This window comes from Micromonospora sp. RP3T (assembly GCF_003027925.1).
GTDB lineage: Bacteria > Actinomycetota > Actinomycetes > Mycobacteriales > Micromonosporaceae > Micromonospora.
Genome location: NZ_PYPS01000067.1, coordinates 1 through 13,367, shown reverse-complemented (window position 1 = coordinate 13,367; position 13,367 = coordinate 1). Strand labels below are relative to the sequence as shown.

Below are 13,367 nucleotides of genomic sequence, written 5' to 3'. Positions count from 1 at the left end.
TGATCCGCACCACCGCCGACCAGACGTTCACCGTCGACCCCTGCAACCTCCAACTGCTCTACCAGGGTCGGGCCACCAACTCCGGCGGCGACTACGGCCTGCTGCCGTACCGGCCGGGTCTGCTGACCCTGCAACGCTGACCGGTTTCCGGCGGCTCGTCACGGGCCGGTCTCCCCACGCGGGAGGCCGGCCCTCGGCGTACCTCAGGCGGGGTAGGCGCGGGTCTCGGCGGCCTTGACGGCGGCCCACACGGACCGGCCGGGCACCAGGTCGAGGTGGGCGGCGGCGGACGGCGTGACGTCGGCGGCCACCGTGATCGGACCGTCCAGTTGCACGCGGAGGTTGTCGCCGTGGCGTTGCAGCCCGGCGATGACCGCGGCCCAGGCGTTGCGCGGGCTGCCGTCGGGCCGGCTCGGGTGCAGGGCGACTGCCGACGGCGGGAACGCGACGAACGCGTCGCCGTGCAGCGGGTCGGCGACGGTGAGGGTGAGCCCGTCGCCGACCCGGACGCGCCGGCCGTCGGCGGTGCCGCGGTAGAGGTTGAGGCCGACGAGCCGGGCGACGTAGTCGGTGCGGGGCCGCGCGGTGATGTCGGCGGCGTCGCCGTCCTGCACGACCCGACCGTCCTCGACGATGACCAGCCGGTCGGCCAGGACGAGCGCGTCGAGCGGGTCGTGGGTGACCAGCAGCGTGGCGCCGGGATGGTCGCCGAGGTGCCGGAGCAGTTCGGCGCGGGTGTCGAGCCGGGTCCGGGCGTCGAGCGCGGCGAGCGGCTCGTCGAGCAGCAGCAGCACCGGGTCGACGGCCAGCGCGCGGGCGAGCGCGACCCGTTGGGCCTGCCCGCCGGAGAGCTGGCGTGGCCTGCTGCGCGCCCGGTCACCCAGCCCGACCCGGTCGAGCCAGTCGGCGGCCCGGCGCCGCGCGGTGCGCCGGTCCGCGCCGTGGCGTCGCGGCCCGAAAGCCACGTTGTCCAGCGCGCTCAGGTGTGGGAAGAGAAGGTGGTCCTGGAAGACCACGCCGATCGGGCGCCGCTCGGGCGGTGTCCAGAGGTCCCGGTCGGGCCGGTCGACGGGCTGCCCGGCGAGGGCGAGGTGACCGGCGCTCAGCGGTTGCAGGCCGGCGAGGGCGCGCAGGGCGGTGGTCTTGCCGGCGCCGTTCGGGCCGAGCAGGGCGACCACCTCGCCGGCGTCGATGCGCAGCGGCAGGTCCAGGCGGAAGGCGCCCCGGTCGACGACCAGGTGCGCGTCCACGACGGGGACGGGGCTCATGCGCTGGTGATCCACTTGTCCCGCAGGCCGGCGAGGATCGCCACCGACACGGTCAGCAGCACCAGGCTGAGCACGACCGCACCGTCCAGGTCCCCGCCCTCGATGGTCTGGTAGACCGCTAGCGGCATGGTCTGGGTGACGCCCGGGTAGTTGCCGGCGAACGTGATCGTGGCACCGAACTCGCCAAGCGCCCGCGCCCAGCACAGCACCGCTCCGGCCGCCACGCCCGGCGCCACGAGCGGCAGCGTGACGTGCGTGAACGTGGTCCAGCGTCCGGCACCGAGCGTGGCGGCGGCCTCCTCGTAGCGGGTGTCCGCCCCGCGCAGCGCACCCTCGACGGCGATCACCAGGAACGGCATCGCGACGAACGCCTCGGCGACCACCACGCCGGTGGTGGTGAACGGCAGCGTGAAACCGAACGTGGCGTCCAGCCACCCGCCGAGCAGGCCCCGACGCCCGAACACCAGCAACAGCGCCACCCCGCCGACCACCGGCGGCAGCACCAGCGGGACCGTGACCAGCGCGCGGACCAACCGGCGGCCGGGAAAGCGGGCCCGCGCCAGCAGCCAGGCCAGCGGTACGCCGAGCAGCAGGCACACCAGCGTGGCGACGGTGGCGGTCTGCACCGAGAGTCGGAGCGCGGTCAGCGCGCCGGGCTCGGTGAGCCGCTGCGGCAGGCTGGCCCACGGCGCGCGGACCACCAGCCCGGCCAGCGGCAGCACCAGGAACAGCAGGCCCGCCAGGGCGGGCACCAGCAGGGCCGCCGGCACCCGTTGCGCCCGACGGCGGCGCGGCGGCCCACCCCGGGCCGCGGTGGGTGCCTCGGCCGAGGTCACGGCGCCTGGAAGCCGGCGCCGGTCAGGACCGCCGTGCCCCGGTCGGATCGCACGTAGGCGACGAAGGCCCGCGCGCCGGCCCGGTTGGGCGCGTTCTTCAGCACCACGACGGGGTAGTCGTTGACCGCGCCGGCGGATTCGGGGAACTCCACGCCGTCCACGTCGTCGGCGGCGGCCCTGGTGTCGGTCCGGTAGACCAGCGCGGCGTCGACCTCGCCGAGCTTCACCTTCGACAGGGCGCCCTTGACGTCCTGCTCCAGCGTCACCGGCCGGAGTGGCACCCGCGCGGCGCTCAGGACCCGGGCCGCCGCCGCGCCGCAGGGCACCTGCTCGGCGCAGAGCGCCACCTTGAGCCCGGGCCGGGTGAGGTCGGCCAGTGCGGCGATGCGCTTCGGGTTGCCCCTGGGCACCGCGATGACCAGTTGGTTACGCGCGAACGTGGCCGGGGAGCCGTCGCCGTTGCCGGCGTCGGTGACCGCCTGCATGTTCTTCGGCGCGGCGGAGGCGAACACGTCCGCGGGCGCGCCCTGGTTGATCTGGTTGGCCAGCGCGGAACTGCCGGCGAAGTTGAACCGCACCGTCACGCCCGGGTTGGCCGCCTCGAAGTCCTCGCCGATCCGGGTGAACGACTCGGTCAGCGACGCCGCCGCGAACACCGTCACCGTTCCGGTCACGCCGGAACCGGAGGTCGAGCCGCCCGGTGAGGAGCCGGTGCCGCCCCCGCAGCCGGCCAGCGTCAGCGCCGTCAACCCGGCGAGCGTGGCGCGGACCATCCGTGGCCCCATCAGCCTCTCCTCCCGAAAGCTCACGCGCCCGCTCGCGCCCGGTGCGCCGGGGTGGACCGCTCCACCACCACCGTGGTCGACTTGATCACCGCGACCGCGACCGACCCGACCCGCAGGCCCAGTTCCTCGACCGCCTCCCGGCTCATCAGCGAGACGATCCGGAACGGCCCGGCCTGGATGTCCACCTGGGCCATCACCGTGTCCTTGGTGACCGCGGTGACGATCCCCCGCAGGCGGTTGCGCGCCGAGGACTCCTCGGCCCGGCCGTCCGGCCCGCCCGCCTGCTCGCGGACGAAGCCGGCCAGTTCCACGCCGTCGATCACCCGGTGGCCCTGCTCGTCCCGGGACGCGGGCAGCCGGCCGGCATCCACCCAGCGGCGCACCGTGTCCGCGCTGACGCCGAGCAGTTCCGCTGCCTCCCCGATCCGGAACATCGTCACGCCAGACAGACTACCGAACCGCATGTGCTGGATAGAACACTCATGACGGCTGGAACCTGCGGGGGTAATGGCGACCGAAGGGCCGCAGGTGCCGGCGGCGGGAGATTTTTCCGGACCGACTGTTTCCGGGGTGGATGTGAGGAAAGGTCAGAAGGAGGAGTCGGTCCCCTATAGTCGGGAAACGCGATGAAGATCGGTTACAAGCTGGCCAGCGAGGGATTCGGGCCGAAGGAGCTCATCCGGCAGGCCGTCCGGGCCGAGGAGGTCGGGTTCGACTTCGTCGAGATGAGCGACCACTACCACCCCTGGCTCGACACGCAGGGGCACTCGTCGTTCACCTGGACCGTCTTCGGCGCGATCGCCGCCCGCACCGACCGGATCGGCCTCGCCACGGGCGTGACCTGCCCGACCGTGCGCTACCACCCGGCGATCATCGCGCAGGCGGCGGCCACGCTGGCCATCGTCTCCGACGGCCGGTTCACGCTCGGCGTCGGCGCGGGAGAGCGGCTCAACGAGCACGTCGTCGGGCAGGGCTTTCCGAGCGTACGGGGCCGGCACGAGCGGCTGCGCGAGGCGCTGGAGATCATCCGGCTGCTCTGGCAGGGCGGCTACCGGTCGTACGAGGGCAAGCACCTGCACCTGGAGGACGCGCGGGTGTTCGACCTGCCGGACCAGCCACCGGTGATCGCGGTGGCCGTGAGCGGCCCGGCGTCGGTGGCGATCGCCACCGAACTCGGCGACGGCCTGTTCGCCACCGAGGCGAAGCCCGAGCTGGTCGAGGCGTACCGGTCCGGTGGCGGTAGCGGCCCGCGTTACGCCGAGGTGCCGATGGCCTGGGCGCCCGACGAGCAGCAGGCGGTGCGCGCCGCCTGGGAGACCAGCCGGTGGGCGGTGACCGGCTGGAAGGTGATGGCCGAGCTGCCCAACCCGGTGAACTTCGACGCCGCCTCCCGCACGGTCACCGACGACGACATCCGGCAGCAGTTCGCGGTCGGACCCGACCCGGACACCCATGTCGCGGCCGTGCAGAAGTACGTCGACGCCGGCTTCGACCATCTTGTCCTCCAGAACGCCGGCCCGGATCCGGACGGCTTCCTCGACTTCTACCGCGACACGCTCGCCGACCGCCTCCGCGCCCTCGGCTGACCTCCTTCCGAAAGATCTGGAGACCCACCGTGAAAGCTCTCGTGTACCGCGGTCCCCGTGACGTCGCCGTCGAGGACCGGCCCGACCCCACCATCCAGGCCCCCACCGACGCGATCATCCGGGTCACCACCACCAACATCTGCGGCTCCGACCTGCACATGTACGAGGGACGCACCTCGGTCGAGGCCGGCAAGATCCTCGGCCACGAGAACATGGGCGTGGTGGAGGCGGTCGGCGACGCGCTCACCCGGATCAAGGTCGGTGACCGCGTCTCCGTGCCGTTCAACATCGCCTGCGGCACCTGCCGCAACTGCCTGCACGGCTGGACCAGCTTCTGCCTGCGCACCAACCCGACCGAGGGGATGGACGGCGCGGCCTACGGCTACGCCAACATGGGCCCGTACGACGGCGGGCAGGCCCAGTTCCTGCGCGTGCCGTACGCGGACGTCAACCTGCTGCGCCTGCCGCCGGGCACCGAGCACGAGAACGACTTCACCATGCTGTCGGACATCTTCCCGACCGGCTGGCACGGCACCGAACTCGCCGGGCAGGCCCCCGGTGACACGGTCGCCGTGTTCGGCGCCGGCCCGGTCGGGCTGATGGCCGCGCACAGCGCGCTGATCAAGGGCGCGGACCGGGTGTTCGTGGTCGACAAGGAGACGGACCGCCTGGCCATGGCCGAGAAGATCGGTGCCATTCCGATCAACTTCGGCGAGGGCGACCCGGTGCGGCAGATCATGGACGCCACCGACGGGGTGGGCGCCGACTGCGGCGTGGAGGCGGTCGGCTACCAGGCCCACGACCCGTCCGGCGAGGAGCACCCGGAGCTGGTGCTGGACAACCTGGTCGACGTGGTCCGCTCCACCGGAGGGATCGGTGTGGTCGGCGTCTACGTTCCGCAGGACCCCAACGGTCCGGACAAGCGGGCGCGGGAGGGCCGGATCGGCTGGCAGTACGGCACGTTCTTCACCAAGGGCCAGCGGATGGGCACCGGCCAGGCCCCGGTGATGCGCTACAACCGGCAGCTCCGCGACCTGATCATCGCCGGCCGCGCCCGGCCGTCGTTCCTGGTCTCGCACGAGCTGCCGCTGGCCGAGGCGCCCGAGGCGTACGGGCACTTCGACCGGCGCGAGCAGGGCTGGACGAAGGTGCTGCTGCACCCCACCGACTGAGTACGCGTACGGATGGCAGCCACGGCCGGGGCGACCAGAATTCTCCCCATGCGAACGCGAACTCTGATCGCCCTGGCCGGGGTCGCCCTGAGCGGCCTGATGCTCACCGCCGGCTGCTCCTTCGAGGAGGCCATCTGCGGCGACGGCGAGTACCCGGCCATCGCGGTCGGCGGGCAGGGCGGCAGCGCCTGCTTCCCGGACGGACAGGAGCCGACCGCGCCGTACGTGCGTTACCCGGAGGGCAAGGTCCCGCAGCACGTCGACGACGAGTGGGACGTCTACTGGCGCACCCACGGCATCGACGAGAAGGGCGCGATCATCGAGCGCTGACCGGGGTCACCCCGCCGATGTCGCGGGCGAACCCCTCCACGGCGGTGCAGACCCGCCCGAGCGCCTCGGCGGAGCCGGCCAGCGGGCCGGGCACCATCAGCGAGTGGTCGGCGTCGGCCACCTCCACCACGTGCGGGCTGAGCCGGCGGGCCGCCTCGCCGTCCCAGCTCGCGTCCCCGGTGCCGCCGACCAGCAGGAACGGCGACGTGGCGCGGCGCAACGGCTCGCGTACGGCCGGCTCGTGCAGCAGCGGGGTCAGCCAGACCGCCGGGATGCCCCGCTCGGCGGCGAGCGGGGTGGCGAAACTGCCCAGCGACTTGCCGACCAGCAGGTCGACGCCGGAGTCGAGGACCGGCGCCAGTTGCGCGGCCACCCAGCCGGGCGCCGCGTCCAGGCGCAGCTCGTCCAGCCGCTGCCAGGTCACCTCGTGCACGTCGAAGCCGAGCCGGCGCAACGCCTCGCCGAGGTAGACGAAGAGCGGCCCCCGCGTGTCGTAGCCCCGGCCCGGGGCGAGCACCGCACGCCGATCCGCCATGGTCGCCTCCCTCTCGTCCGGTCCCGAGCCACGCTAGCCGGTGTCCACGCGCCGGGTGGTCCCGTGCCGGGTTGTCCCCGTCGACGCCGGGCCGGGGCGCACGCCCCGGCCCGACGCCCACCTGTCACGACGCGTACGCGCCGAGCGAGTCGAGCCGCAGACTGGCCGGGCCGGTCGCGCCGCCGGGATAGAGCGACACCTGGGTGACCGTGCCCAGGTCGAGCGGGCTGGGGGTGGCCCACGGCGGCGGGGCGAAGTCGGTGAACGGCACCTCCACCACCCGCGCCCCGGTGCCGGCGAAGGTCAGCGTCTTCTCCCAGTAGAAGCCGGACGCGACGAACTGGACGGTCAGCTGCTGGCCGTCCGTGCCCGGCTCGACCCACATCCGCAGGCCGGTTGTGCCGCGCCAGTCCTGCGCCGCCGGCAGGGTGCGGATGACGCCGGCGTACCCGCTGGCGCCGGGCGTCCAGCTCAGCCGCATGCTGTGCCCGCTGCCCTCGCCGGGCGGGGCCAGCGTCGCGGTGATCGGGTCGCCGCCGGTGTTGCGGGGGTAGGTGGCGGCCAGCTCGGCGTCCGACGGGTACGTGTCGAAGTCGTCGACCACCACGCCGGGCAGGTCGGCGCGGGTGGTGAAGGCGGCGTCGGTGACCGTCGAGCCGTACCCGTTCGTGGCGGTGACCCGCACGTGCAGCGTGCTGCCGGCGGGCCAGGCCGTGGTCGGCGTGAAACCGGGCGTACGCAGGCCCGACACCGCCACCAGCGGGGTGCTGAGATCGGCGTGCTCGGACACGGTCAGCGAGTAGTACGCGGCACCCGGCGCGGCGGACCAGTCCAGCGCCGCCAACCGGCTCACCCCGGTCGCGTCCGGGGCCGGGGCGGTCAGCGCGAACGCCCCCGGCACGGTGTCCGTCACCGAGTCCGACCGGGCGGACAGCGCGACCGAGGCGACGGCGAAGCGGGCGTCCGGCCGCCACACCACCCGCATGCCGCGCACGTCGCGCAGCCCGGTGACGGTGAGCGCGTACCGGCCGGGGCCGGTCCGGTCGATCCGGGGCCGGGTCGGGCGCCAGCCGGTCGTACCGTCGGCGGACACCTCCACCACGGCGCGGGGGCGACCGGTCGAGGCGACCGTGACCGTGGCGGCGGTGAGGCCGTCGCGCCGGTAGCGCAGCTCCCCGGACCGGCCGCGGGCGGGCGCGACAAGCACCCCGCCGGTGGTCGGCGTGCGGCGCAGGGAGTCGCTGTGGCCGGCGCTGACGAACCAGTCCTCCAGCGGGTCGACCACCTGGTCGCTGGCCCGGTCGGTGCGCACCGGCGGGGAGACGGCCACGGCGGCGCCGGTGGCGTCGACCGCCACCACCCGGTAGGACACCGGGCCGGCGGGCGTGGCCAGGTCGAACCAGGGCGCGTCGTCGGCGCGCAGCGGCCGGGCGCCGCTGACGGTGGCCCAGGCCCCGCCCGCGCCGCGCCGCTGCACCAGGTAACCGGCGGCGCCCGCGGTGCCCCGCCAGCGCAGCGTGGTGATGCCGTAGTCGGCGTCGACGGCGGTGAGCAGCGGCCGGTCCCCGGTGACGGCCGGTGCCGGGCGGCCGGCCATCGTCGCGGCGAAGCGGGTCAGCGCGGCGACCGCCGCCCGCATCGCCGGCGTGTCACCCGGGTAGTGCACGGTGAAGCCGTCACCGTGCGGCACGAAGCCGGAGTGGTCGTGATGGCCGAACAGGGACCAGAACAGCGCGCCGCTCACGTCCGGGTTCGCCGCCACCTGGTCCAGCAGCTCGTCGGTGGCCTGGCCGGAGCCGAACTCGCCGGCGAGGTAGACCTTGCCGGCGGCGGTGGCCGCGGCGGCGTCGGCCGCGATGCCGGCCGCGGTGGGCGGGTAGTAGTGCGAGTCGCTGATGTCGACGTACGGCGAGCCGAGCACGGCGGGGTCGGTGCCGTGCTGGCTGCCGGCCGCGACGAGCTGCCGCGGGGCGAGCGCCTTGACGTGGCCGGCCAGGTCGTCGACCCAGTCGGCGGTCATCCCGTTCAGCTCGTTGCCCAGCTCCCACGCCATGATCGTCGGATCGTCGGGGTACGCCTTGCCGGTGTAGCGGTTGACGTGGGTGAGCAGCGTGCGGACGTACTGCTTGAACGCGGCGCGCGCGGCCGGGTCGGTGTAGAACAGCGCGCCGTCGTCGTCAGTGCTCAGGCCGAGCCAGCGCAGGAAGTCGTACCGGCCGCCGTGGTAGTACTGCCAGTTGTCGGTGAGCGGGACGACCAGTCGCAGCCCGAGGCGGCCGGCCTCCGCGACCGCGTAGTCGATGCGGTCGAACGCCGCCGGGTTGAACTCGCCCAGCGCGGGTTCGAGCGAGTGCGGGTCGCCGGTGGAGACGCCGAGCGTGTGGGCGCGGACCACGGTGGCACCCATCCGCTTGGCGGTGGTCAGCCCGTCCCGGATCCGGAAGTAGGTGGGGTGGTCGACGGCCGGCGGGTCGTCCGGGTCGGTGCCACCGACGTTCTCGTCCAGCCCCAACCAGTACATGTTGGGCCCGGCGAACCGGAACGGCCGCCCGGCCAGACTCAGCCGGCTGCCGTCGCGGACCACGAACGCCGGGTCGGCGCGGCGCGACGGTGGGTCGGGTGCGGCGACCGCCGGTGGGGCGGCGAGCGCGACGGTCGCCAGCGTGGCGACCAGCGCCACGGCGGCGGACCAGCGGATGCGCAGTGTCATGGGAACCTCCGCAGCTGTGCCGCCGGGCCGGCGGCGACCGGGTGGCGACGGCGTCCGTCGATGCCCGGCCGTCGCCATCGCTCACTGAACCGGTTAAGGTGCAAGTCGTCAAGCGGCCGAAACAGCGCGTTATTCGAACGTTATCGATGACGTAGCAGCCCGTTGACGGCGGTGCGCGCCGGGCGGCGCTGGCGCTGAAGCGGTTAACGGACCTTCCCGGAGACGTCGGCCCGTTAGGGTCCGACCATGAGCGTGCACCCCCGCATCGTCACCGACGACTTCCCGGCCACCATCGCCTTCTACACCGCCCTGCTCGGCGAGCCGGAGAAGGTGGTCGACGAGTTCGAGTACGCCGGCTTCGACGCCGGTGGCGAAACCGTGCTCGCGCTGCTCGGCCGGCGGGCCGCCGAGGCGGTGCTCCCGGTCGGGCGGGGCGACGGCGGCGTGCTGGTCGTGGTACCGGTGCCCGACGTGGACGCCACCGTCACCGCGCTGCCCGCCGGGACGGTGGTGGCCGAACCCGCCGACCGTCCCGGCTGGGGCGTCCGCTCCGCCTACCTGCGCGACCCCGAGGGCAACCTGGTCGAGGTGCAGTCCTGGTTGCCGCGCTGATCCGGCCCGCTCACAGCCGCTCCGGAGTGCGGATGCCGAGCAGATGCAGCCCCTGCCCCAGCACCCGCGCGGTCAGGTCGCACAGCGCCAACCGGCTCTCCCGCACCGGCCCGTCGGCCCGCAGCACCGGGCACCGCTCGTAGAACGCGCTGAACGCCACCGCCACCCGGTGCAGGTGCCCGGCGAGCTGGTGGAACTCCAGGCTGCCGGCCACCGCGTCGACCACCGCCGGAAAACCGACCAGCTCGAACGCGAGCGCCCGCTCCGCCGCCGCGACCGGCGCGACGTCCGCGCCGGGCCGCGCCGCCGCGCCGGCCCGCCGGAAGATCGACCGGATCCGGGAGTACGCGTACTGCAGGTAGGGCGCGGTGTTGCCGTCCAGCGACAGCATCCGCTCCCAGTCCAGCACGTAGTCCTTGCGCCGGTCGCCGGCCAGGTCGGCGTACTTGATCGCGCCGATGCCGACCGCGCGCCCCACCTCGGCCGCCTCCGCGTCCCCCAGTTCCGGGTTGCGCTCCCGAGCCAACGCGGTCGCGCGCTCCACCGCCTCGTTCAGCAGGCCGACCAGCTTCACCGAGCCACCGGCCCGGCTGCGCAGCATCCGCCCGTCCGGCCCGAGGATCGATCCGAACCCGACGTGCTCGGCGCGGGCCGGCGGGGCCAGCCAGCCGGCCTGCGCCGCGGCCGCGAAGACCATCTCGAAGTGCCGCCGCTGCGGCAGCCCGACCACGTAGAGCAGCCTGGTCGCGCCCAGCGTGCCGGTCCGGTGCCGCAGCGCGGCCAGGTCGGTCGCCGGATAGCCGTACCCGCCGTCGGACTTGCGCACGATCAGCGGCAGCGGCTCGCCGTCCCGCCCCACCGAACCGGGCGGGAACACGCAGTCCGCGCCGTCGCTGCGCCGCAGCAACCCGAGCCGGTCCAACTCGTCGACGGTCGGCGCGAGCAGGTCGTGATAGCTGCTCTCGCCCCGGAAGTCGGCTTCGGACAACGTCACGTCGAGCAGCTCGTACACGGTCAGGAAGTAGCTCTCGGACTGCGTCACCAGCAGCCGCCACAGCCGCAGCGTCGCCGGGTCCCCGCCCTGCAACGCCACCACCCGCAGCCGGGACCGGTCCCGGAACGCCGCGTCCGCGTCGAACTTCTCCCGCGCGGCCTTGTAGAACGCGTCCAGGTCGCCCATCGACAGCTCCCGCGCCGCCCCGGCCTCGCCCAGATCGACCAGGTGCTCGATCAACATGCCGAACGGCGTCCCCCAGTCGCCGAGGTGGTTGGCCCGCAGCACCCGGTGCCCCAACCACTCCAGCAGCCGGGCCGCCGCGTCCCCGATCACCGTCGAACGCAGGTGGCCGACGTGCATCTCCTTGGCCACGTTCGGCCCCGAGTAGTCGACCACCACGGTCTCCGGCCCGGCCGCCACCGGCACCCCGAGCCGCGGGTCGGCGGCCAGCGCGGAGACCAACGCGCCGAGCGCCCGGTCGGCCACCGTCAGGTTGAGGAAGCCCGGCCCGGACACCTCGACCGACGCGCAGAGGTCGGCCAGCTCCGCGCGCTGCCGTACCTCCTCGGCGATCGCCCGCGGCGGCCGGCCGAGCTGCCGGGCCAGCGCGAGCGCCGCGTCGGACTGGAAGTCCGCGTGCTGCGAGCGCCGCACGACCGGGTCCACCGGCCCGCCGGCCACCGCCGCGAACGCCGGCGCCAGCCGGTCGGTCAACAACTTCTCAAGATCCATGGGTACGCCGATCTCGCTCGATCCGCCGCGCGGATCACCGGACGGGAAGGCGGCGGAGCGAGGACGATCGACGTCGACCGGCGGCTCGATCCGCCGGTCGCAGGAGAGAAGGCTCAGCGCAGGCGGTCGCGGGACCGCCGGCGTCGCAGCGCGCCGAGCCGGACGTCGGGGGACGCCGTCGGGTACGCCTGCGAACTGCTCATGCCCGCAGCGTAACCGGCCGGCCCGGGGTCGGCGCAATCGCTTACCCGGACCGGCCGTCGACGTACCCGGTCGTCAGGTCGGTGTGGCGGCGGCGCTCGGCGCTCCGCCCACTGGTCAGGCTCAGCCCTGCCGGTAGCTCTCGGAGTAGTAGGTGCCGACCCGCTCGCGGTAGTCGGCACGCGCGAAGTCGTCCGGGTCGAACGCCGGAGAATCCTTGACCTGCTCCCGGGTCCGGTCCACGTGCACGACCCGGTCCAGGTGGTCGACCCGGTCCACGGTGCCGGCCGGCAGCAGCACCTTCTTGCCGAAGATCCAGGGACCGGTGTCCACCACCAGGTAGCGGGCGTCGGCCTCCTCGTTCGCCTTGTCGATCGTGCCGATGCGCCCGTCGATCGCCTCCACCCGGTAGCCGGTCAGGTCGATCGGGGTGCCCGGGCCGGGTGCGTCGACGCCCTCGTCCGACCCCTCGACGCGCTGCCGGGGCACGTCGCCCGGTCGGGTCTGGTCGTAGCCCCCGGCGAGCGCGGACGGATCGCGCCAGGCCCACGGACTGAACGGCTGCATAGCTGGCACCTCCGCAGTGTCGTCTCGGCACCGGGAACAGTGCCCTGGCGGCAGCCGGTGAAACCCGGGTGCCGCGCCGGCACCGGGCGGGCCGCACCGCCGGTCTCATCGGTCGGCCGCTGGCATACTGGCCGACCATGGTTCTGTCGCGCGGTTGGTCGTTGTTCCTGGTCGGGGTCGGGGTGTGGACCTGGGTGATCTGGCCGAGGTTCGCGGTCGCGATCTGGAACGACCCGCGGGCCTGGTCCGGCGGTGCCGTCGGGACGGGCGAGCCGACCGGCTTCCTCTGGGTGCACGCGCTGCTCATCGCCGCGTCACTGGCGATCGGCACGACGGCCGGCGTGCTCGGCGTACGCGGCTGGTTGGCGACCCGCCGCCGGTGAGGGCGGCACCCTGAGCGCGCTGAACTGGGCAGATAGCTCGGCGGTGATGATGTGACGCGGAACGCTACCCCCCGATTTGACGATCAAACCCGGAGACGCGTAACTTTCTCTCTGCCAGCGCGAACGGGGCAAACGGGATGAAAGCCCGAGGCACCGATCCACGCAGGCGCCGGGTCCGAACGGGGTGTCAACCACCCCGCGAGGATGCGGTCCGGGAGGGGCTCACCGGAACGCCGCAGGGCGGATTTGGCGGAGCGGAACCGACCGGGTAAGGTTGTCGACCGGCAGGGAACCGGGCGAGCTTGCGGGAAACCGCAGCGGCCGGCCTGCCAAATCCGATGATCAAGCGCAGCGGTTCACCGCTGCGCGGGTTCACCGGGCGCCAACCCGTACGAAGCACGACAGACCGGGACACACGGTTTGACACGGCGGAGACGGTGAGGTAACGTAGTAAAAGTGCCCGGCGCGAGAGCGGCGGGGACGCGAACGAAATGCCCCGGGTCGGGGGCCTCCTGGTGGGGGTTTCCGGGTTGGTGTGTGGTTGTTCTTTGAGAACTCAACAGGGTGCTTGATAAGCCAGTGCCAATTGTTTTATACCCCGGACTGGTCAGGCTTTGGTCTGTCTGGTCGGGATTCCTTTGGCAACACTTTTG

The 13,367-nt window shown here is 73.6% G+C and carries 13 protein-coding genes; 5 read left to right on the top strand and 8 right to left on the bottom strand.

Features of this window, described 5'->3' with window-relative positions; genetic code table 11:
- Positions 1–203 precede the first annotated feature (203 nt).
- The 4 genes from C8054_RS31100 to C8054_RS31085 form a co-directional block, all read right to left on the bottom strand.
- Positions 204–1,268, bottom strand: coding sequence for an ABC transporter ATP-binding protein (locus tag C8054_RS31100; protein WP_107162724.1), 1,065 nt, complete (start codon positions 1,266–1,268; stop codon positions 204–206).
- A complete protein-coding gene (locus C8054_RS31095; RefSeq protein ID WP_233220257.1) occupies positions 1,265–2,038 on the bottom strand; it encodes an ABC transporter permease in 774 nt (257 codons plus the stop codon). The genes C8054_RS31100 and C8054_RS31095 overlap by 4 nt, the downstream gene beginning before the upstream one ends.
- A gap of 62 nt (positions 2,039–2,100) precedes the next feature.
- Positions 2,101–2,889, bottom strand: a complete 789-nt coding sequence (gene modA / locus C8054_RS31090; RefSeq protein ID WP_107162722.1) for a molybdate ABC transporter substrate-binding protein — start codon at positions 2,887–2,889, stop codon at positions 2,101–2,103.
- 20 nt (positions 2,890–2,909) lie between these two features.
- Positions 2,910–3,329 (bottom strand): molybdopterin-binding protein, encoded by a 420-nt coding sequence (locus C8054_RS31085; RefSeq protein WP_107162721.1) that lies wholly within the window; start codon positions 3,327–3,329, stop codon positions 2,910–2,912.
- A 186-nt stretch (positions 3,330–3,515) separates the two neighbouring features.
- Here C8054_RS31085 and C8054_RS31080 point away from each other — a divergent pair, with 186 nt between their 5' ends.
- The 3 genes from C8054_RS31080 to C8054_RS31070 are packed head-to-tail and all read left to right on the top strand — an operon-like array spanning position 3,516 to position 5,977.
- Positions 3,516–4,475, top strand: a complete 960-nt coding sequence (locus C8054_RS31080) for a TIGR03557 family F420-dependent LLM class oxidoreductase (RefSeq protein WP_107162720.1) — start codon at positions 3,516–3,518, stop codon at positions 4,473–4,475.
- Positions 4,476–4,504: 29 nt separating this feature from the next.
- A complete protein-coding gene (locus C8054_RS31075) occupies positions 4,505–5,647 on the top strand; it encodes a glutathione-independent formaldehyde dehydrogenase (protein WP_107162719.1) in 1,143 nt (380 codons plus the stop codon).
- 48 nt (positions 5,648–5,695) lie between these two features.
- Positions 5,696–5,977, top strand: a complete 282-nt coding sequence (locus C8054_RS31070) for an SCO0607 family lipoprotein (protein WP_199199992.1) — start codon at positions 5,696–5,698, stop codon at positions 5,975–5,977.
- Here C8054_RS31070 and C8054_RS31065 read toward each other — a convergent pair.
- Together C8054_RS31065 and C8054_RS31060 are read right to left on the bottom strand one after the other, a co-directional pair.
- Positions 5,964–6,512, bottom strand: coding sequence for an alpha/beta hydrolase (locus tag C8054_RS31065; RefSeq protein WP_107162717.1), 549 nt, complete (start codon positions 6,510–6,512; stop codon positions 5,964–5,966). The two genes, C8054_RS31070 and C8054_RS31065, sit on opposite strands and share 14 nt — an antisense overlap.
- 124 nt (positions 6,513–6,636) lie before the next feature.
- Positions 6,637–9,222 (bottom strand): carbohydrate binding domain-containing protein, encoded by a 2,586-nt coding sequence (locus C8054_RS31060; protein ID WP_158273912.1) that lies wholly within the window; start codon positions 9,220–9,222, stop codon positions 6,637–6,639.
- Positions 9,223–9,468: 246 nt separating this feature from the next.
- Here C8054_RS31060 and C8054_RS31055 point away from each other — a divergent pair, with 246 nt between their 5' ends.
- Entirely contained in the window at positions 9,469–9,834 is a 366-nt protein-coding gene (locus C8054_RS31055) for a VOC family protein (RefSeq protein ID WP_107162715.1), read from the top strand.
- A gap of 10 nt (positions 9,835–9,844) precedes the next feature.
- Here the strand turns inward: C8054_RS31055 and argS are convergent, their stop codons facing one another.
- A complete protein-coding gene (gene argS / locus C8054_RS31050; RefSeq protein ID WP_107162714.1) occupies positions 9,845–11,563 on the bottom strand; it encodes an arginine--tRNA ligase in 1,719 nt (572 codons plus the stop codon).
- Between the two features lie 324 nt (positions 11,564–11,887).
- Positions 11,888–12,331: a PRC-barrel domain-containing protein gene (locus C8054_RS31045; protein ID WP_107162713.1), complete on the bottom strand. Its 444-nt coding sequence runs from the start codon at positions 12,329–12,331 to the stop codon at positions 11,888–11,890.
- Positions 12,332–12,468: 137 nt separating this feature from the next.
- Between C8054_RS31045 and C8054_RS31040 the strand changes: the two genes are divergently transcribed.
- The gene (locus C8054_RS31040) at positions 12,469–12,714 is read left to right on the top strand and encodes an SCO4848 family membrane protein (protein WP_107162725.1); all 246 of its coding nucleotides are present in this window, start codon (positions 12,469–12,471) and stop codon (positions 12,712–12,714) included.
- The last annotated feature ends 653 nt before the right edge of the window (positions 12,715–13,367 follow it).

Bases quoted from the DNA above. Each gene is read 5' to 3' on its own strand.
- C8054_RS31100 (WP_107162724.1), bottom strand. From the start codon at position 1,268: ATGAGCCCCGTCCCCGTCGTGGACGCGCACCTGGTCGTCGACCGGGGC.
- modA (WP_107162722.1), bottom strand. From the start codon at position 2,889: ATGGGGCCACGGATGGTCCGCGCCACGCTCGCCGGGTTGACGGCGCTG.
- C8054_RS31080 (WP_107162720.1), top strand. From the start codon at position 3,516: ATGAAGATCGGTTACAAGCTGGCCAGCGAGGGATTCGGGCCGAAGGAG.
- C8054_RS31070 (WP_199199992.1), top strand. From the start codon at position 5,696: ATGCGAACGCGAACTCTGATCGCCCTGGCCGGGGTCGCCCTGAGCGGC.
- C8054_RS31065 (WP_107162717.1), bottom strand. From the start codon at position 6,512: ATGGCGGATCGGCGTGCGGTGCTCGCCCCGGGCCGGGGCTACGACACG.
- C8054_RS31060 (WP_158273912.1), bottom strand. From the start codon at position 9,222: ATGACACTGCGCATCCGCTGGTCCGCCGCCGTGGCGCTGGTCGCCACG.
- C8054_RS31055 (WP_107162715.1), top strand. From the start codon at position 9,469: ATGAGCGTGCACCCCCGCATCGTCACCGACGACTTCCCGGCCACCATC.
- argS (WP_107162714.1), bottom strand. From the start codon at position 11,563: ATGGATCTTGAGAAGTTGTTGACCGACCGGCTGGCGCCGGCGTTCGCG.
- C8054_RS31045 (WP_107162713.1), bottom strand. From the start codon at position 12,331: ATGCAGCCGTTCAGTCCGTGGGCCTGGCGCGATCCGTCCGCGCTCGCC.
- C8054_RS31040 (WP_107162725.1), top strand. From the start codon at position 12,469: ATGGTTCTGTCGCGCGGTTGGTCGTTGTTCCTGGTCGGGGTCGGGGTG.